The organism is Paenibacillus sp. FSL H3-0333, assembly GCF_038002805.1.
GTDB classification, from domain to species: Bacteria; Bacillota; Bacilli; order Paenibacillales; family Paenibacillaceae; genus Paenibacillus_AQ; species Paenibacillus_AQ silagei.
In genome coordinates this window covers 282274-299853 of record NZ_JBBODG010000001.1, presented here as the reverse complement: position 1 = coordinate 299853, position 17580 = coordinate 282274, and the positions used below count along the sequence as shown (strand labels likewise).

16 protein-coding genes are annotated in these 17580 nt (G+C 53.3%); 4 read left to right on the top strand and 12 right to left on the bottom strand.

The window, feature by feature from the left end; translation table 11 throughout:
- Positions 1-4 precede the first annotated feature (4 nt).
- The 5 genes from MHH78_RS01230 to MHH78_RS01210 form a co-directional block, all read right to left on the bottom strand.
- Entirely contained in the window at positions 5-1006 is a 1002-nt protein-coding gene (locus MHH78_RS01230) for an N-acetylglucosamine kinase (protein ID WP_341166392.1), read from the bottom strand.
- A 12-nt stretch (positions 1007-1018) separates the two neighbouring features.
- The gene (locus MHH78_RS01225) at positions 1019-2011 is read right to left on the bottom strand and encodes a LacI family DNA-binding transcriptional regulator (RefSeq protein ID WP_076077246.1); all 993 of its coding nucleotides are present in this window, start codon (positions 2009-2011) and stop codon (positions 1019-1021) included.
- A 100-nt stretch (positions 2012-2111) separates the two neighbouring features.
- On the bottom strand, positions 2112-3500 hold the full coding sequence (locus MHH78_RS01220; RefSeq protein WP_083684719.1) for an extracellular solute-binding protein: 1389 nt from the start codon (positions 3498-3500) through the stop codon (positions 2112-2114).
- Between the two features lie 55 nt (positions 3501-3555).
- Positions 3556-4434 (bottom strand): carbohydrate ABC transporter permease, encoded by an 879-nt coding sequence (locus tag MHH78_RS01215; RefSeq protein ID WP_036726374.1) that lies wholly within the window; start codon positions 4432-4434, stop codon positions 3556-3558.
- The gene (locus MHH78_RS01210) at positions 4431-5330 is read right to left on the bottom strand and encodes a carbohydrate ABC transporter permease (protein WP_341166391.1); all 900 of its coding nucleotides are present in this window, start codon (positions 5328-5330) and stop codon (positions 4431-4433) included. The genes MHH78_RS01215 and MHH78_RS01210 overlap by 4 nt, the downstream gene beginning before the upstream one ends.
- 372 nt (positions 5331-5702) lie before the next feature.
- On the opposite strand from MHH78_RS01210, the gene MHH78_RS01205 reads away from it, so the two are divergent.
- On the top strand, positions 5703-6023 hold the full coding sequence (locus MHH78_RS01205; protein ID WP_341166390.1) for a hypothetical protein: 321 nt from the start codon (positions 5703-5705) through the stop codon (positions 6021-6023).
- Between the two features lie 63 nt (positions 6024-6086).
- Here MHH78_RS01205 and udk read toward each other — a convergent pair whose 3' ends face one another.
- Entirely contained in the window at positions 6087-6716 is a 630-nt protein-coding gene (gene udk, locus MHH78_RS01200) for a uridine kinase (RefSeq protein ID WP_036726376.1), read from the bottom strand.
- A 195-nt stretch (positions 6717-6911) separates the two neighbouring features.
- On the opposite strand from udk, the gene MHH78_RS01195 reads away from it, so the two are divergent.
- Positions 6912-8003, top strand: coding sequence for a threonine aldolase family protein (locus MHH78_RS01195; protein ID WP_341166389.1), 1092 nt, complete (start codon positions 6912-6914; stop codon positions 8001-8003).
- A gap of 128 nt (positions 8004-8131) precedes the next feature.
- Here MHH78_RS01195 and MHH78_RS01190 read toward each other — a convergent pair whose 3' ends face one another.
- The 4 genes from MHH78_RS01190 to MHH78_RS01175 form a co-directional block, all read right to left on the bottom strand.
- The gene (locus MHH78_RS01190; protein ID WP_341166388.1) at positions 8132-9646 is read right to left on the bottom strand and encodes an oligosaccharide flippase family protein; all 1515 of its coding nucleotides are present in this window, start codon (positions 9644-9646) and stop codon (positions 8132-8134) included.
- A 44-nt stretch (positions 9647-9690) separates the two neighbouring features.
- Positions 9691-10797, bottom strand: a complete 1107-nt coding sequence (locus MHH78_RS01185; protein ID WP_341166387.1) for a polysaccharide pyruvyl transferase family protein — start codon at positions 10795-10797, stop codon at positions 9691-9693.
- A complete protein-coding gene (locus MHH78_RS01180) occupies positions 10794-11783 on the bottom strand; it encodes a glycosyltransferase family 2 protein (RefSeq protein ID WP_341166386.1) in 990 nt (329 codons plus the stop codon). The genes MHH78_RS01185 and MHH78_RS01180 overlap by 4 nt, the downstream gene beginning before the upstream one ends.
- A gap of 210 nt (positions 11784-11993) precedes the next feature.
- Positions 11994-12869, bottom strand: a complete 876-nt coding sequence (locus MHH78_RS01175; protein ID WP_341166385.1) for an aldose 1-epimerase family protein — start codon at positions 12867-12869, stop codon at positions 11994-11996.
- A gap of 195 nt (positions 12870-13064) precedes the next feature.
- On the opposite strand from MHH78_RS01175, the gene MHH78_RS01170 reads away from it, so the two are divergent.
- Positions 13065-14294 (top strand): Zn-dependent hydrolase, encoded by a 1230-nt coding sequence (locus MHH78_RS01170; protein WP_341166384.1) that lies wholly within the window; start codon positions 13065-13067, stop codon positions 14292-14294.
- A 130-nt stretch (positions 14295-14424) separates the two neighbouring features.
- On the opposite strand, the gene MHH78_RS01165 is transcribed toward MHH78_RS01170, so the two are convergent.
- Positions 14425-15348, bottom strand: coding sequence for a hypothetical protein (locus MHH78_RS01165; RefSeq protein WP_341166383.1), 924 nt, complete (start codon positions 15346-15348; stop codon positions 14425-14427).
- Between the two features lie 379 nt (positions 15349-15727).
- On the opposite strand from MHH78_RS01165, the gene MHH78_RS01160 reads away from it, so the two are divergent.
- Complete coding sequence (locus tag MHH78_RS01160; RefSeq protein WP_341166382.1) at positions 15728-16459, top strand: class I SAM-dependent methyltransferase; 732 nt, start codon at positions 15728-15730, stop codon at positions 16457-16459.
- Between the two features lie 289 nt (positions 16460-16748).
- Here MHH78_RS01160 and MHH78_RS01155 read toward each other — a convergent pair whose 3' ends face one another.
- A complete protein-coding gene (locus MHH78_RS01155) occupies positions 16749-17576 on the bottom strand; it encodes a carbohydrate ABC transporter permease (RefSeq protein WP_076077273.1) in 828 nt (275 codons plus the stop codon).
- Positions 17577-17580: the final 4 nt, after the last annotated feature.

Genomic DNA, 17580 nt, shown 5'->3' with positions numbered 1-17580 from the left:
TAAATCACTCCTGTCTGGTGGTAGTGGGAATAAGCTCGAACTCCCTGTAAGCACGCATCGTCTCATACATACCCTGGCTGACGGTGATTCCGTCACTCTCCAGCGCCGACCAGAGAGCGCCGACCACAGGCTCGGTGGAGAGGGTGACCACTGCCCCGCCCCCGCCTGGTGCCGCTTCATGCACAGCCTGCTCAATCGGCCCGCGAATCCAGCCCCGGTCGCCTCGGGTCAGCACGCTCCCGGCCAGGACCACATCAAATTCATCGTTCTCCATACCGAGCCGATGAATGACGGCCGCCGCAGCCTTGCCCAGTTCCACGCCTTGGCGGTTTAGGATCGCCAGAGCGGCAGCATCGCCCTCAGCCGCAGCCGGGAAAAGCAGGCGGGCCGCATCCAGCGGCACCTGCTTCCCGTGATCCAGGAAGTCATCGTACATGTCTTCCACCCGCTCATAGCCGAGCAGCTTCAGGAGCGGCACCGTCAGCAGCGTGGGCGCTTCGCGACCGTCCCAGGCCCGGATGACTGTGCGGAACACCTCGATATTCAGCGCACCGCCGCCGCCGAAATCGCCGTACATATAATCGAACCCGCCGCACTGGAAGTGGCGGCCCTGCGGATTACGGCCCGCCGCATTGGTGCCGGTGCCGCAGATCAGGGCCACCCCGTAGGGGCGGTCCGTCCCCGCCCGCAGGCCGATCATCGTATCGCCGCTGATCGTGTACTGTGTGAATCCGATGCGGCGGATCATCGGATGAAGAATATTATAGTCCGTCTGGCGGTCAGCACCGGCAAGCCCCAGATAGGCTTGCCGAAGCTGATCCAGCCGGAGCCCGGCTTCGGCCAGCGCCATGGAAGCCGCTTCGCGGATGTTATTCTCCGCCTGCGTCACGCTGGTCTGGTGATTGCCGTTGCCGCTCCGGCCTTTGCCGAGGATGCGGCCTTGTTCATCGCATATGAGGGCGTAGGTTTTGCTGCCTCCCCCATCGATCCCCAAGTAGTAAGCCAATGTTTGTACCTCCTAAAGTGTAATCTTCGTCGATTCCCGCACGATCAGCTCCGGATCGATCCGGATAGCGGAGCCGCGCTTCATCTCCCCGCTGATCCGGCGCAGCAGCATGTCGGCGGCGGCGACGCCAATCTTATCCGCCGGCTGGCGTACAGTGGTCAGATGCGGGTGGAGCCGGGAGGCGATATAGTGGTCGTCGTAGCCGACTACAGCAACCTCCTCCGGCACCTTTACGCCTGCCTCCATCAGGGCATTGATCACCCCGAGGGCGATATTGTCATCTCCGGCGAATACCGCCCCCGGCAGCTTACCCTCTGCGAGCCAGCGCTGCGCCGTGTCGTAGCCCATGGTGATCTCAAATTCACCGTGTACGATCTCGAACGGGGCGAGGCCCTGCTCCTGCAGCGCTTGCAGGAAGCCCGCGCGCCGCTCCCGCGTACTGCGGAACATCTCCTGCCCGCAGAGATGGGCGATGGAGGTATACCCCAGCTCCAGCAGGTGGCTGGCTGCGGCATACCCGCCTTTGAAGTTGTCGATGGTGATCGAGTAGCTGTCATTCTCCGGCAGCTGGTTGTCGATCAGCACATAGGGAATGCCCCGCCGCTTCAGCTCGACAATATAATTGTCCTCTTTGATCGGGGAGAGCAGGATAAGTCCGTCCACCCGGTCTTCCTGGATCAGGTAGTGGCTCTCGCCAGAGCCAATGCCATCATATACGGAGATCGCCAGATAATATCCGTGCAGGGCCAGCGTCTCATTCAGCTCCTTGACCACAGCATCGAAGAAGGAATCCTGCAGGGTCGTTACGATCAGGCCGATGATGCCGGTCTTGCCGCTGGCCAGACTGCGGGCTGCTGCATTCGGGCGGTAATCCAGCTCCTTGATCGCGTCGAGCACCTTCTGGCGGTTGTTCTCCCGTACAGACGTTGCTCCGTTTAATACCCGCGATACGGTGACCACGGACAGCCCTGATTTTTTGGCTACATCAAAAATACTTACTTTCATCTCAAGCGCTCCTTGCGGCAGATTGTCCGGTGCTTTTATTCTATCTTCAGTATACAGGCCGCACCGGGGTTTCGCTAAACATATAACCATCGCCGGGCCGCTACCTCTTGATGATCTCCGTAACCTTCTTCTGAATCACCGGCATCACCTCTTCCAGGGTCTTGTGACCCGTCTCGACCGGCTGCAGCTCATTGATGAACATGTCGTTGATCTGCGAGTAGTTAGTGATCAGATGGTTGTAGGATTCATAACCGTATTTGACTGCGCCTTCGTAGACCTTCTTCACATCCTCCGGATCAATGCCGTCAAAATGCTTGTAATACACCTCAGCCGCTTCCGTATTGACTGGCGGATTGCCGCCGCTCAGCTCGATGGACTTCTCCTGGATTTCAGTGGTCATCAGGTATTTGATCCATTCAAAAGCCTCCTTCGGATGCTTCGAGTCCTTCAGAATCAGCAGCGGATCAACGAACAGCGTGCTGCGCACCTTGTCGTTGCCTCCCCATGGCACAGCAGCTACGCCAATTTTGAACGGGAAGTCGTTAGCCCCGGCGAGGTTCCAGGAGCCGCCGATCGACATGCCAATCTTGCCTGCGACGAACGGGTCGCCGTTCTGTCCGGCTACGCTTTTACTCCACTCGGAAGTCGGGGACACCTTCTCCTTAAACACAAGGTCGAACAGCTTCTGGTAAGCGGCAATGACCTCGGGTGAATCGAAATGCGTCTCGGAAGGAACACCGCCGTTGGTCCAGGTATCTTCAGAGTAAGGCTCTGCTCCGAAGTACAGCGGCCGCATATCCCGCTCCGCCCAGGTGAAGTCTACACCGTACTGTGTTTTGGCGATATCGTCCGAGACAAGTGTCATCTTCTTGGCATCCTCCACCATGCGGTCAAACGTCCAGCTCTTATCTTCATAATCACTTGGCGGGTAGGAGACGCCCGCAGCATTGAACATATCCTTGTTGTAGAGCATCAGGGTGACGTACATATTGACCGGTATGCCGTAGGTATGACCGTTTACGGTATAGATTTTCATCAGATTCTCTGGGATATGATAATCCTCGGCTTTGAATCCGTCTTCCTGAATAAGGTCCGTCAGATCAAGCAGCATGTCTTTGTTATAATACTCGGCAAACCCGCCATATCCGTAATGGCTCGTCACATCCGGGGAATTGCCGCCGGCAATCAGTGTCTGCAGCTTGCTGTCGAACTGCTCATAGGGGGCCTTCTCCACCTTGACCTTGATGTTCGGATGCTCCTTCTCGAATTCCGGGATCAGCTTCTCGATAAAAGTCCGGTCCTCGGAATCAATGGTATAGTGGGATATCGTCACTTGCTCCCCCGAACCGCCGGTATTCCCGGCTCCGCTGTCTCCAGCCGCCACATTGCCTGCCGATTTGCCGCCGCCGCAGCCCGCCAGGACTGCCGCCCCTGTCAGGGCTGTTGCCAGCAGCAACGCATACCTCTTACTCTTCATGTTACGTTTCATTGTCCAATCCCTCCTGAATTTTCCATGTGTTGTAACCCGGGATATCTTTGCTGCCTTACTTGATGCCCGTCAGTACGATGCCTTCGACGAACTGCTTCTGGGCGATGGCAAACAGGGTGACGATTGGAACCATAGCCAGGACGGAGGCGACCATCAGCAGATGCCACGGCGGAATGCGGAAGCGCGATGAGGTGAGGGAGGCCATCCCCACGGGAAGCGTGAATTTGTCCGACGAGCTGAGATAGAGCACAGGGGTCAAGAGATCATTCCAGCTGTAGATAAAAGCAAAGATCGCAACCGTCGCCAGCGCCGGCGCAGACAGCGGCAGCGCGATGGTCCGCCACATCCTCAGCTCGCCGCAGCCGTCAATGCGTCCGGCATCGAACAATTCCTCAGGCAGCGTGGAGAAGAATTGCCGCAGCAGGAAGATGTTATACGCCGAGCCGAAGAAGGCAGGCACAATCAGCGGGAGGAAGGTGTCGATCCACTGCATTTTGGAGAACAATACGAACTGCGGAATCATAATGGCCGGATAAGGCAGCATCATCGTGCTCAGCAGCAGGATGAACCAGAAGTTGTTGCCGCGCCCCCGGTACCTGGCGAACCCGTAAGCAACCAGCGCCGAAGAGAGCAGGGTGCCGAATACGGAGAAGCCGGCGATAATCAGGCTGTTCTTGTACAATGTGCCGAACTGGAGAGTCTCAAAAATATCGACATAATTGCGTAAGGCCCAGCTCTCCGGCAGAAACGTCGGCGGGAACTTCAGCATCTCCCGTTTCGACTTCAGCGAGGTGGAGACCATGAAGAACAGCGGCAGCAGCATGAGAAACGTTGTGACTAGGAGCGCGGTGAAGCTGGCAATCTTAACGGGCTTGATTCTCCGGCGGAGCCGGGGGGACGGGTCAAGCGGGCGGGTGGCCTTAACAGTGCTCATCGGCTGCTGCCTCCTTCATAATGGACATAACGGCGAGACAGCCTCATAATGACCGCCGTGAACAGCATGACGACAATCAGCAGGACCCAAGCAAGCGCGGAGGAGTATCCGGCGCGGTATTCCTTGAAGGCACTGGTATACAGATTGTAGACGTAGAACCAGGTAGAGTAATTGGGTCCGCCCTGCGTCATGACGAAGGCTTGCGTGAACACCTGGAAGGAGTCGATCAGCCCCATAATCAGTTGGAACAGCAGGACAGGCGAGATCATCGGCAGCGTAATATTCAGGAAAATGCGGAAGCGCCCTGCCCCATCCAGATTGGCAGCTTCGATCAGGCTGGCTGGGACTCCTTGCAGACCAGCGAGGAAGAGGATCATGCCAGAGCCCGCTGTCCAAAGGGACATGATAATTAGGGCATACAGCGCTGTATCGGGATTCATCAGCCAGGCCGGGCCGTGAATGCCGAACCAGGAGAGCATATAATTGAAGAGGCCGATCTGCGGATTGAAGATCCAGTACCAGAGGAGCGACATGGCCACACCGGAGACCATACTCGGGAAATACATCGCTGTGCGGAAGAAGCCTCGCCAGGGGATGGTCTGATGCAGCAGCAGGGCGAACCCCAGGCCCAGCAGCAATTGTACCGGCACGCTGATGAAGGTATATCTTAGGGTGACCTTCACGGAGCGCCAGAACAGTTCATTGTGGAACATCTCCGTGTAGTTGGCGAGGCCGATGAATCTGGGCGGATGAATGATGTCATAGTCGGTGAAGCTGTAATACAGCGATGACAGGATCGGGTACAGGGCGAAGATCAGGAAGCCGACCAGCCACGGGGAAATGAACAGATACATGTAGAACGTCTGCCGCCGGCTCTCACTCTTAATCACGGACACACCAGCCTTTCTCCTTTTAAAGTTTAAGCGCTTTAACTTTAGCGGTAAATAAAAATCGAAATATGCCATAATAAGTAGGTAAAACAAAATCATAAGTTAAACCGCTTTAACTTTAATGCTATCTGTTTCCCTAATCATAGTGGATGAAACGGAAATAATCAACCCTTTATTTAGGGGATAAAGCGCTATCAGTCAGAAAATATAACAAATGAATGAATTAGTTTGCTGAAAATGATGAAAATTCTAGTGTGAACAAGAATTTTGTGTCATGTTATGTGACTTATGAGCGCGATTTCTGAAGCAGCTCACCTGCGGGCGACAGATTTGCATACACAAAGTGTCTGTCAGTCAACGTGCTAGCCCAAGCATACAATGGGCCCGGCAGCCCTCGAGCTGCCCGATGTAATCGGTTTTCCGATTACAATCGTCCCGGTAGCCCTCGCGCTGCCCGATGTAATCGGTTTTCCGATTAAAATCAGCCTGGCAGCCCGCACGCCGCCCAATATAATCGGTTTTCCGATTACAATCAGCCTGGTAGCCCGCACGCCGCCCAATATAATCGGTTTTCCGATTACAATCAGCCCGGTAGCCCGCACGCCGCCCAATGTAATCGGTTTTCCGATTACAATCAGCCCGGTAGCCCTCGCGCCGCCTGATGTAATCGGTTTTCCGCCTACATTATACTTTCCGTAGCAGCAAACAACCGCCCGGCATTGCCGGACGGCCCTTGCACCCTATCAGCCGGTGCGGCTTAATTCAGTTCCACTGGTGATCGCCGGACAGATACTTCTCGGTCAGTACCGACAGCAGTTCGATTCCGACTTGATTCTGTCCGCCTTCCGGGATGATCAGGTCCGCGTATTTCTTGGAGGGCTCGATGAAGGCCTCGTGCATCGGCTTCACCGTGGTCAGGTATTGCGTATGGATCGAACGGATGGTCCGCCCGCGTTCCTCGATATCCCGCAGCACCCGGCGCAGGATACGCACATCGGGATCGGTGTCCACGAACACCTTGATGTTGAGCTGCTCGCGCAGCTTCTCATCGGACAGCACATGCAGTCCTTCCAGAATGACGATATTATTCGGGGCAAGCTCCACAGTCTTCTCGGTTGAACGGGCATGAACCGTGAAGTCATACACGGGAGCGAAGGCGGCTTGTCCCGCTTTGAGACAATCCAGATGCTCGATCAGCAGTTCCGTGTCAAAGGCCAGCGGGTGGTCATAGTTAATTGCACCGCGTTCAGCCATGCTGAGGTAAGAATGGTCTTTATAGTAGTTATCCTGGGATATGAATGTTACTTTGTCAGAGCCAAGACGGTCAATCACGGAGCGCGCTACCGTTGTCTTGCCGGAGCCGGTCCCGCCGGCGATACCAATAATAAGCATGGTGAATTTATAAACCTCCCTAAGCAATTGCCTTTGCAATTCCAATATTGTAGCACAGCGGTCAACTTATTTCACCTTGCTGGAGAGGAATATCATGTGAACATTCTAATAATTCGGTTATTTTGTAGAGGAATGATATAATTTCAAGGATTCATACAGATCGGGTGCTACGAAGAAGGGGGCTAGGATAATAAAATGAACGAGGAGAATGCTTTAATGGAGGCGTTCGGCAGGACGCATGTGCAGCTTGCTGGCCATGGCGGACGGGACGCAGCTGTACTCAAGAAGGCGCTGGCCAGTGTAGAGGACGGCCTCGCTGCGGACATGTACGGAACAGGGACGGTGATTGAGGAGTTCCAGGCAGAGATGGCGGAGACGCTGGGCAAAGAATGCAGCGTGTTCTTCCCCAGCGGCACGATGGCCCAGCAGATTGCCCTGCGTATCTGGAGTGACCGGGAGGGCAGCCCAAAGGTCGCTTATCATCCGCTATGCCACCTGGAGATTCATGAGCAGGACGGCCTGAAGGAGCTGCATCATCTGGAGCCGCTGCTGCTGGGCAGTGCCGACCGCCTGATTACCCTGGAGGATGTGAAGAGAATGGGACCGGGGATCGCCTGTCTGCTGCTGGAGCTGCCGCAGCGGGAGATCGGCGGACAGCTGCCGGAGTATGCCGAGCTGGAAGCGATCTCGGCCTATTGCCGGGAGCAGGGAATCAGGCTCCATCTGGACGGGGCAAGGCTGTTCGAAGTGCTGCCTTACTATGGGAAGACCGCAGCGGAAGTCAGCGCGCTGTTCGATAGCGTGTATGTCTCCCTGTACAAGGGCATCGGCGGGATTGCCGGAGCGATCTTAGCCGGGAGCCGGGAGTTCACGGAGACCTCGAAGATCTGGAAGCGCCGTCACGGGGGCGACCTGATCAGTCTCTATCCCTATATTGTCCCGGCCCGGTATTATTACCGGCAGAGAATCGGCAGGATGTCAGAATACTATGAGCAGGCCAAGGAGCTGGCAGCCTTATTCAACAGCTGCCATAAGGTATCCACGCTGCCGGAGGTTCCGGTCTCGAATATGTTCCACATTCATTTCGCGCTGCCTCTGGAGCAGCTTGCCCCTGTATTGATTGGGATCTATAACGAGACCGGCATTGGCCTGACACCACGGCTCAAGCCAACCGGCGAGGCTTCCTGCTATTATGAGATCAATATCGGCGATCATTATGGCGAAGCGGACCAGACGGCCCTTAGTAGCATGTTCCGGCTGCTGGATGAGCAGCTGAAGCAGCTCTGATCAGCAAGCTTGCCAAGTTAAGCAAAGAAGCCTCTGCGGATCTTGTCCGCAAAGGCTTCTTCTCTTAGGCACAGCATGGAGCAGCGCCTAAGCGCGGTATGCCAGTCAGCCCCGCCTCACGTAGAGTCCTAGGCCTGACTCCGCAGAGCTATTTTTCTAACCGGTCCGGCCACCATCTGCTTCTCAGCCCCGTTCAGTCCGAACAGCCACATGGTAAGCACATAGATGAGGGAGTACAGGATGACATACATGCCCAGATACACGTAAGAAGTGATGCTCACGAAGCTAAGCAGGAACCCGCACACACCGGACAGCAGCACCACCGGAATGAAGACGCGGATGATCTGCAGCCAGAAGTGAAGAATATCAAACTTCAATTTATATTTGTAGTACACATTATTCAGGCATACATTGATGATCATCCCGATGGCCGTAGCAATGGCGCAGCCTGTAATCCCCCAGATCCGGATGAACCAGAAGGTTAAGGCCACCTTCAGAATTGCAACTGAGAAGTAGATAAAGGCCTTCACCCTGTGCATATTCATCGCTTCCAGCATGGTGGCGAACAGCGATTGCACAATCGACGTGATCTGGGGAATGATGATGATCAGCGCAACCGTGTACGCATATTTGTAATCCTGGCCGAGCCAGATCAGAATGAAGCTCTGTCCGAATAGCACGAAGCCCGAGACGATGTAGCCTACGATCAGCGCCTGGATTCTGCCTATTTTGACCAGCTCCAGCATTAGGGCCGCCTGATCTGCCCCCTTGACGATCATCTTGGTGAGCTTCGGCAGATAGAAGCTGGCCAGCACATTGGAGAAGTTGAGAATATACGTGTTGAGTTGGGCGGCGATGGCGAAAATAGCGATGGGCGTAGCCCCGAGGAACATCCCGATGATCAGCGGATCAGCATTCGTATAGATCTGGAAGGCAATCGAGGATAATAAGATATACGACGAATAGCTGAAGATTTCCTTGAACAGCTTGGTGTCGAAGCCGTGGAACCGGACCCTCAGATTCAGCTTGGTGCGGCAAAAGACCACGTTGATCACGCCGATTGCCAGGTTCAGTACAAGCGCAACGGTGACCATTCCTGTCGATCTGAAGTCGAACAGCAGGACCAGCACCATCATGGCCGGAGACAGGACCACGCGGATCAGATTGATGATTTTGAGATAGACGAACCGTTCATAGGCCGTAATGATCGAACTGAAGATATTCAGCGGGAACGAGACAGCCACATTGATGGCGGCAATGATAAATATCGTCTTCAGAATGGCCAGCTCAGCTGCATCGAGGCTGCTGAAGATCGCATCGAAATTAAACACCAGAATCACACTGGCAAGTAAGGAGAGGAGTCCGATGGCTGAGAACAGCAGCAGGAACATTCCGTTGATATTGCGCTGGCCTGCGGAGTCATTCTCAGAGATGTATTTCGCATTGAAGCGGATGACCGCGCTGCCGAAGCCCAGATCCAGCAGGACGATATAGGCGATGATGGAGTTCACCAGCGCGAATAATCCATATTCGGATTTCCCCAGGGTCGACACAATGAACGGCGTCGAGCCCAGGGAGATAATAACGCCTAGGAATACCGAAGCATAGGTTATGATTGCAGCAAGTTTTATATTTGTTTTCAAGGGTGGGATCGCTTCCTCGCTACAGAGAGTGTCTTGTGCTTATCTTAAGCGGTAACGATAGACGAAGCAGGTTCTTCAGCGCTGCTATTCGACATGGCTTCAATAATTTGGTTGTAATGCTGGACCGAGAATTCATTATTGTAACGGGGACTCTGGATCGTCTTCAGTTCTTCCAGCAATGCCGGGATTTGCTTCACATCATTCGTGAATTTCACATAGCCCAGATGCTTGATCCATTCGTAGCTGCCTACGACCTTATAATTGTAATTCCCCAGCGCAATACAAGGTGTGGACGTAATCGCCGCAAAAATCATCCCGTGCAGCCGGTCCGTAATCACAACCTCGGCCTCCTTGAACTGATTCCATAAGGTGTTCAGCTCGTGATCCCGGTCTTCCAGGGAGACAGGGCGGAGAATGCAGGTATCCGTGAAGGTGGTGGTGCTGTAGTGCTTGGAGGTGTACTCCTGGATGACCTTTTTATCCTGCTCGCTGAAAATACTCTCCTTATCGGCTCTAATGCACAGAAGGGCACCGTGGCGCTCCTTGGGAGGATCAGTGATATCCAGGGACATGACAATGTCCGGCGTTAACAGCACTGCGTTGTTTCTGAAACCTGCTTTCATAATTTCGTACGACGTTTTCTCTCTGGCGACCAGAGTGAGGTCCTTATGGGAACCGTAGAGGTCCTGTGTTTTCTTGAACTCCGCGCGGCCCAGCTCGGTATCACCGAAGTAGATGGTCTGCGGGAAGACGATGATTTTGTTATTTGGGAATTCGGAGATAATCTTGCGGCGTACCTCTTCTTCGCGGAAATACTCGATTCCGAAGTTGCCCCCGCCCTGAAGCACGAAGATATCCTCCGGCGAACAGAACTCCTCCAGGCACTTCATGTTATGCATCAGCCGGTTGGCGACAATCTCAATCAGGGTATAGTCGGGAAAAGCTTTTCGCAAAAAATTCATCTGCGCATAAGTGATGGCGTGATCGCCCAGATTGTCATGCTCGGGGGAGCCGACGACGTAAATGGCTTTCGTCTTGTCTTTATATGCATTCCGGTAGCTCAGATAGCCCTTATAATATTGATAGACGGGAATATTGCTTACATAATTGCGGAAAGACAGCGGCAGAATTTTCTCAAGGGCTTGGCTCATATCATATTACTTCCCTTCAAACGGAGTTTGGAATAATACAGCATTTTGTATACCGTGGAGCTGGTCATAATCAGCAGGGCAGCGGTCTTCATCTCTCGGCGGATAATTCGGTTGCGCAGGATCGCGGAGGTATGCTTGCTCAGGAACCCGCCCAGCTCGGCCAGATATTCCTTGTTAACTGCAGTCTCGCCGGTAATCAGCTGGAAGTTGCACAGCTCAATGCCTTCCGTTACCGTCCGGGATAACGAGATTTCTTTGGCGATCGGATAGTTTTTATCCTGAATCGTCTCGTAGATCTCCAGCGCCGCGCAATAGCGGTCGTAATATTTCCGGTTGTTCATCGCTCCGGTGATGCTGTCGCTTCGCTTCAGATACAGGTATTTGGGGGAGTCCAGCGAGACGGTCTTGTTCGCCTGGAGGAATAATTTATAGGTGGTAAAAATGTCCTCGAAATATCGGCCGACCGGATATCTCACCTGGCTGAACAGCTCGGCCTTATACAGCTTATCCCAGGCAAGGTTCTGGATCTCGGTATCCTCCAGCAGCTTGTCAAAGGCATGCGCATTATCGTATACACGCACCTGGTGCGTGAAGGACTTTTCCAGCTTGACATCATCCTGTACCTCGCAATGACCGCATACAGCGATATCTGCATTATGGGCGGTGATGAGTCCGTGCAGGGCTTCATACATGTCCGGTTCTATCCAGTCATCGCTGTCGACGAACCCGATATACCGGCCCTTTGCCACATCAATACCATAGTTCCGGGCATCGGACAATCCGCCGTTCTGCTTATGAATAACTACGACACGGGGGTCCAGCTCCTTGTAATACTCGCATATCTCGCCGCACTTATCGGGTGATCCGTCATTGACCAGAATCAATTCAAAGCTGCGGAAGGTCTGCGCCAATATCGAATCCACACACTTCCTCAGGTACAGTTCCACGTTGTAGATAGGCACAATAATACTTATCTCTGGCTTCACTCGAGCAGTCACTTCCTTTCCCGGTTCTGATTCGGGTCTACGCGTCACTTGATTTGTGAATATCTTACTATCCGGGTCAAAAGGTTGTATATACTACTAAAGTGTACTTATCACTTGAGGAGGGCCGTGAACTGCCTGACGAGAAGCCGCTGTTCCACAGCAAAAAGACCGCAGCACCACGGGGGGACTGCGGCCTTCGCCTGTTGAAATTTAGTTAAACGTAATCGCCAGCGCGCTGGTAAACTGGCCGCCCGGCGGCAGGGAGATGACGTTCTGCTTCTCCCGGAAATCGCCGGTGAAGCCTTCGATATCGGCCACACCATGCCAAGGCTCGATACACACGAATGGTGCATTCTTCGGCTGCCAGATGCCGAGATCGGGGAAATTGGTGAAGGCGACCGTTACGCTCTTGTCAGACTGTCTGCTTTTCAGGGCAACCGATTTGGACTGGACATTGCGGAAGACCAAGGCGTCATGCGCGAACATGCCGTGGTTCAGCGGCAGCTTGTTGTCCCCGTCGAGCATAGTCTCGCTCTGGCCTGGAGTAATCAAGCCATTCTCATTCAGGAATAAGCGCTCCAGGCGCTCCGGCTGCTCAAATTCAAGATAATAGTCGGTGAAGCTGCCTTCCCCGCCGACCGGGCAGTTGAATGCCGGATGGGTGCCGAGCTGGAAGAACATCTCCTCTTCTCCGGGATTCTCCACCCGGTAGCCGATGTCCAGCGTGCTGCCGTTCAGCGTATAGGTGAGATACAGATGGAACGGATACGGGTAGCTGGCCAGCGTATCTTCGCTGTGGGAGAGCCGGTAGATCGCCTGCGTCTCGCTTGCCTCCACCAGCGTGAATTCGCTGCGTCTGGCGAAGCCGTGCCGGGCCAGCGGATACGCCTGCCCGTCTACCCGGACCGCTTCGCCTGCGGCTCCCCCGATCATCGGGAACAGCACCGGGGAACGGCCTGTCCAATAGGTGGCGTCTCCGTTCCACATATATTCAGTGTCTGTATCCGTTCTTTTGAAGCTGACCAGCTCAGCACCGAGTGAACTGATCTCGGCCACGGCCAGGCCGCTGCGTAAAATAGTGTTCATGCTTTTACCCCTCTCGCCCTGCAATATGTAATCCTGATGTCTCATATTCTAACAGACTTCCCCGCAGGTGCCAGCAAATAACGGAAATTCTCCAGCCTATAATTTTTACAGTATGTACAATGACAAACATGTGGAATTCGTTAACATATAAGGATAGCAATCATTCCATATCAGCGGAAACGGGGGAATAAGCCGATGCAGGTGAAGCAACTATTGGTGAACGGTGGGCGGCTGAAGAATACGATTGAAGCTTTTGCCGATTTCGGGCGGACAGATCATAACGGAGTTACCCGGCTGTCGCTGTCGGAGCAGGATGTGCGGGTGCGCGGCTATTTCACCGCCTGCTGCGAAGAGCTGGGCATGAGCGTGAAGGTGGATGATATGGGCAATATGTATGCCACTCTGGCTGGCAGTGAAGAGGGGCTGCCCATCGTGATCGGCTCACATCTGGATACTGTGAAGAAGGGCGGCAGATTCGACGGTGTGCTGGGGGTGATTGCCGGCCTTGAGGTGGTGAGAACCCTGGTAGATCACGGGATTAAGCCCCGGCTGCCTGTCACGGTGATGAACTTCACCAATGAGGAGGGGGCGCGCTTCGAGCCGTCCATGATGGCTTCTGGGGTCTTGTCCGGCAAGTTCGATAAGGCGGCTATGCTGGAGAAGAAGGACCCGGAGGGGATCACCTTCGGAGATGCGCTCCAGGCCAGTGGCTATGCCGGGGAGGCGGAGAACCGGATCAGGGAAGCGGCCGCTTATCTGGAGCTGCATATTGAGCAAGGCCCCGTGCTGGAGAAGGAGAACGTTAAGATCGGTCTGGTTGACTGTGTTGTGGGCATGGTCTGCTATGAGATTGAAGTGACCGGGGAGTCGGATCATGCCGGGACTACGCCGATGGATATGCGCCGGGATGCGCTGTTTGCCGCTACGGATATTATTACGGAGCTGCGCCGCAAGCTGGCGGTGCTGGACCCTGAGCTGGTCTACACGATGGGTCGGATGAACGTTCTGCCTAATATTCATACCGTCATTCCGAACAAGGTGATCTTCACCGTGGAAGCGAGACATAAGGACATGGATGTGGTCCGTGAAGTTGAGGCGATTATTCACGGTCTGCCGGAGGAGCTGCTGGGATGCAGCGTATCGAAGACGAAGCTTTGGGGCCGCGACACGGTATGGTTCGATTCGGGGATCTGTGCGCTGGTGGAGCAGGCTGCGCAGAAGCTGGGCTATAGCAGCCGGAAGCTGGCCAGCGGCGCAGGGCATGATGCCCAGTTCGTGGCCGGGTTCCTGCCGTCGGCGATGATTTTCGTCCCAAGTGTGAACGGGAAAAGCCATTGCGAGGAAGAGCTCACCTCCTATGAGGATTGTGAAATGGGTGTGAATGTGGTGCTGGAGACGGTGCTGTCGGCGCTTTCCCGTGCCTGAGCGGCGGGTACTAAGCTTAGTTAGATAGTAATATTGGTATATGGATATGCTTAAAGGAGGAATGCAATTTTCCCTCCTTTAAAATTCGCAATTTATAAAGATTACGAACCAAACTAACTTTTTATTATGCTCATTTTGCGTGAATAGGTAAATTGAAATCCAATCTATCAAACTTCCTCAAAATATCCAAATTGGAGGTGATATTATGAGTACCCCAATAATAATTTCCGATGGCTTGTTCAGTGACACACCATCGTTTGCCGTCCGGATGCGGGTTATTCTGTTCATATGTGTTTAATTCTTCCTCAGGTGCTATTCGAATCTCATTTGTATTATGCAGTGTGTCTATAATCGTATCCAGATTTATATCTGCAACATGTTTAAGTTCTGGATAGTGGTCGCTTTTTGGCGAACCCATAAAGTACACGGGCAATGGTAACCAAAACGGCCATGTTGCAGGGTCAAAGGATTTCATTTCCAACGATACCGGGTCATAATCGGGGACGCCGTTGAGTAGGATTTGACCACACAGCTTGTACTTGTCTTTTAAAGTCACTGCTTTGTGGTAGATATCACTGTTTTCGTCTGCATATTTAAGTATAAAGTCTGAAAGTCTCTTTGTTACTCCAATATCAGCTTCCGTGGCTTTCTTTGGGTCGAAATGAAACCATGGCAAATGTGCGAAATCATTGTTGCTCGGGATTCCTTGCATCCCCACCCAGCCGTCATCCAACAAATATGTACCGGAATCAAGGTATTTGAGGATACCCCTAATAATTGTATCTTTTATACTGCTAATAGAATCATCTGCCGTGTCCAGATAATCCAACGCTATACATATTGTATAGGGAGAAGAATTAGGGTTCCAATTGTTGCACTCGATGTTGTAACCAAAACCGCCATCCTCATTTTGGTAACTGGACAGAACTGAAAGGAATTCCTCGCAGCTCCCTTTTTCAAATAAATACTTCCACTTTGTAAATTCAAGCGGTCTGGCATTACGGTGAATCAGTTTTCTTAATCTCAAAAACTCATCAAGTGATATTTTTTTCAAAATATTTACCTCCCGTATTGTTACAAAACTTTATATGGTATTATTATACATTTTTTTCATCGGAAGTTGTCGATCGCTGACTAGTTTTCTGTTTGGTAGAGAATATCCTTCACTGTAATCAGCCCATGCCCTGGTGGAGCCGTCACAGTATCTCTGATGCGTGCCGCCGCGAATGGTGTAGGAACAAAGCAGGTTCGGATTATTGTGCTTTTTAAAGGCGGGGGCTTTCGGGGGGTTAGTATGAGCGGCCCGTTCTATAGATCCCAGCTATGTGGGATGGCGGTTCCGGACGATATCCCTAATAATGAACCTTATTCGTTATTGGGGATGACTGTGCCGTTACGGTCATTATACCGATGACCACACCGGAGGGGATGAAATGAAGAACCATATATCCAATGCAGCCAACCCATGGGAGCAGGCAGACGGAGATCAGTACGTACAGAATATCAGCCGCAAAATCCCCGGATACACGCTGCAATATGACCTGATGGATACGCTGCTAACAGCGCGGCTGGACAATCAGGAGAAGCCCAGGCTACTGATCGTTGGAGCAGGCGGGGGCCAGGAGATTCTGAAGCTGGGCCTAAGCCATCCGGCCTGGAGGTTCAGCGGCCTGGACACCTCACAGAGTATGCTTCAGGCTGCCAAGCAGCGGCTGGAGGCTGCGGGTCAACCGGGTCTGCTGGATAGAGTGCGGCTGCATCATACGGAGATTAGTACCTGGAGCTGTACTAGAGCATACGATGCCGCAACCTGTATGCTGGTGCTTCATTTCGTGCAGGGGAGGGAGAGTAAGCTGGCGCTCCTTCGCAGCATTGCCGCGCGGCTTCGGCCAGGCGCGCCGCTGTGCCTGTCCGCCATCTGCGGGGTGCCGGGTACTCCTGCATGGGAGCTTCAGATGGCAGGCTGGCGGCTGCATATGCTGGGGAACGGGATCGCAGAGGAACAGTGGCAGACCTTCGAGCAATCGTTCGGCGTAATCTCTCATCCGCTCCATGCTGAAGAGATAGAGGAGTTGCTGAAGGAGGCCGGGTTAACTGCCGTATCCCGATTCTTCGGCGCTTATCTGATTGACGGCTGGGTGGCGGTGAAGGCGGAGGAACAATAGCAACTGCATTTTGTACAATGGAATGCTGTAAAAAAGGCTTCCAAATATGATCTATTGTATTCCGTACAGTTGAATGTTGAAAAAAGGCCATTTTTCACCCAAAACTCAACATTCCACTGTATGAAATACAATAGAACATCATTTTACGATCAGCTATGCGTTTTCTATTGCACGAAATACAGCTAAACAGAGATTCGGCGGCACATCCGGGGGTTTAGTTGTACAGATTACAATTAAGCCCACCCCGGAGCCTTAATCCGGCATGATCGGGCACGCCAACCCCGCCCCGTCATCCCTTCACCGCCGAGCTGGCTACTCCTTCAATAATGTATTTCTGGCCGAGCAGGAAGACGAGAATCATCGGGATGATACCGGCCGTTGCGGCGGCCATCATGCCGTTGTAATCGACATTGTTCTCCAGGATGAAGTTCTGCAGCCCGAGCGGAACGGTGAACAGATCCTGGTCAATCAGGAAGACGAGCGCGTTCTCATAATCGTTCCAGTGCCAGGAGAAGTCGATAATCGCCAGGGTCGCCAGCGAGGGCTTGGCCATCGGCAGGATGATCCGCGAGAAGATGCGGAAATGGCCGGCACCGTCGATGAAGGCGGCCTCCGAGATTTCATGGGGCACGGAGAGGAAGAACTGCCGCATCATGAATACGCCAAAGATGGTGAACATGCCGGGCAGGATCAGTGCCCAGTGGGTGTTATAGATGCCCGCCCAGTCGAACATGATGAACTTGGGCACGAACAGGACCTGCGGAGGAACCATCATCATGGACAGATAGATCAGGAACATCGTGTTGCGCCCCTTGAATTCAATTCTGGCAAAACCATACGCCGCCAAGGCAGACAGGGAGACCGCGCCGATGGTACTGAGCACAGCGACTTTAAGGGAATTCAGATAATAAGGCACGAAGCTGCCCTGGCCGGACCAGACTTTGATATGATGGCTCCAGTTGAAGTGATCCGGAATCCACTGGATCGGATAGCGGAATACCTCTGCCGGGGTTTTGAAGGAGGTGCTGATCATCCAGAGGAAGGGCACAATCATGACGATGCTGAAGAACAGCATGATCAGGGTGGTGATGCTTTTGGTAACGATGGCTTTATTCATATTC

What these genes read in the sequence shown, in the direction of transcription:
- MHH78_RS01225 (WP_076077246.1), bottom strand. Translation starts at nt 2,011, where the DNA reads ATGAAAGTAAGTATTTTTGATGTAGCCAAAAAATCAGGGCTGTCCGTG.
- MHH78_RS01220 (WP_083684719.1), bottom strand. Translation starts at nt 3,500, where the DNA reads ATGAAACGTAACATGAAGAGTAAGAGGTATGCGTTGCTGCTGGCAACA.
- MHH78_RS01215 (WP_036726374.1), bottom strand. Translation starts at nt 4,434, where the DNA reads ATGAGCACTGTTAAGGCCACCCGCCCGCTTGACCCGTCCCCCCGGCTC.
- MHH78_RS01205 (WP_341166390.1), top strand. Translation starts at nt 5,703, where the DNA reads ATGGGCCCGGCAGCCCTCGAGCTGCCCGATGTAATCGGTTTTCCGATT.
- udk (WP_036726376.1), bottom strand. Translation starts at nt 6,716, where the DNA reads ATGCTTATTATTGGTATCGCCGGCGGGACCGGCTCCGGCAAGACAACG.
- MHH78_RS01195 (WP_341166389.1), top strand. Translation starts at nt 6,912, where the DNA reads ATGAACGAGGAGAATGCTTTAATGGAGGCGTTCGGCAGGACGCATGTG.
- MHH78_RS01185 (WP_341166387.1), bottom strand. Translation starts at nt 10,797, where the DNA reads ATGAGCCAAGCCCTTGAGAAAATTCTGCCGCTGTCTTTCCGCAATTAT.
- MHH78_RS01175 (WP_341166385.1), bottom strand. Translation starts at nt 12,869, where the DNA reads ATGAACACTATTTTACGCAGCGGCCTGGCCGTGGCCGAGATCAGTTCA.
- MHH78_RS01170 (WP_341166384.1), top strand. Translation starts at nt 13,065, where the DNA reads ATGCAGGTGAAGCAACTATTGGTGAACGGTGGGCGGCTGAAGAATACG.
- MHH78_RS01160 (WP_341166382.1), top strand. Translation starts at nt 15,728, where the DNA reads ATGAAGAACCATATATCCAATGCAGCCAACCCATGGGAGCAGGCAGAC.
- MHH78_RS01155 (WP_076077273.1), bottom strand. Translation starts at nt 17,576, where the DNA reads ATGAATAAAGCCATCGTTACCAAAAGCATCACCACCCTGATCATGCTG.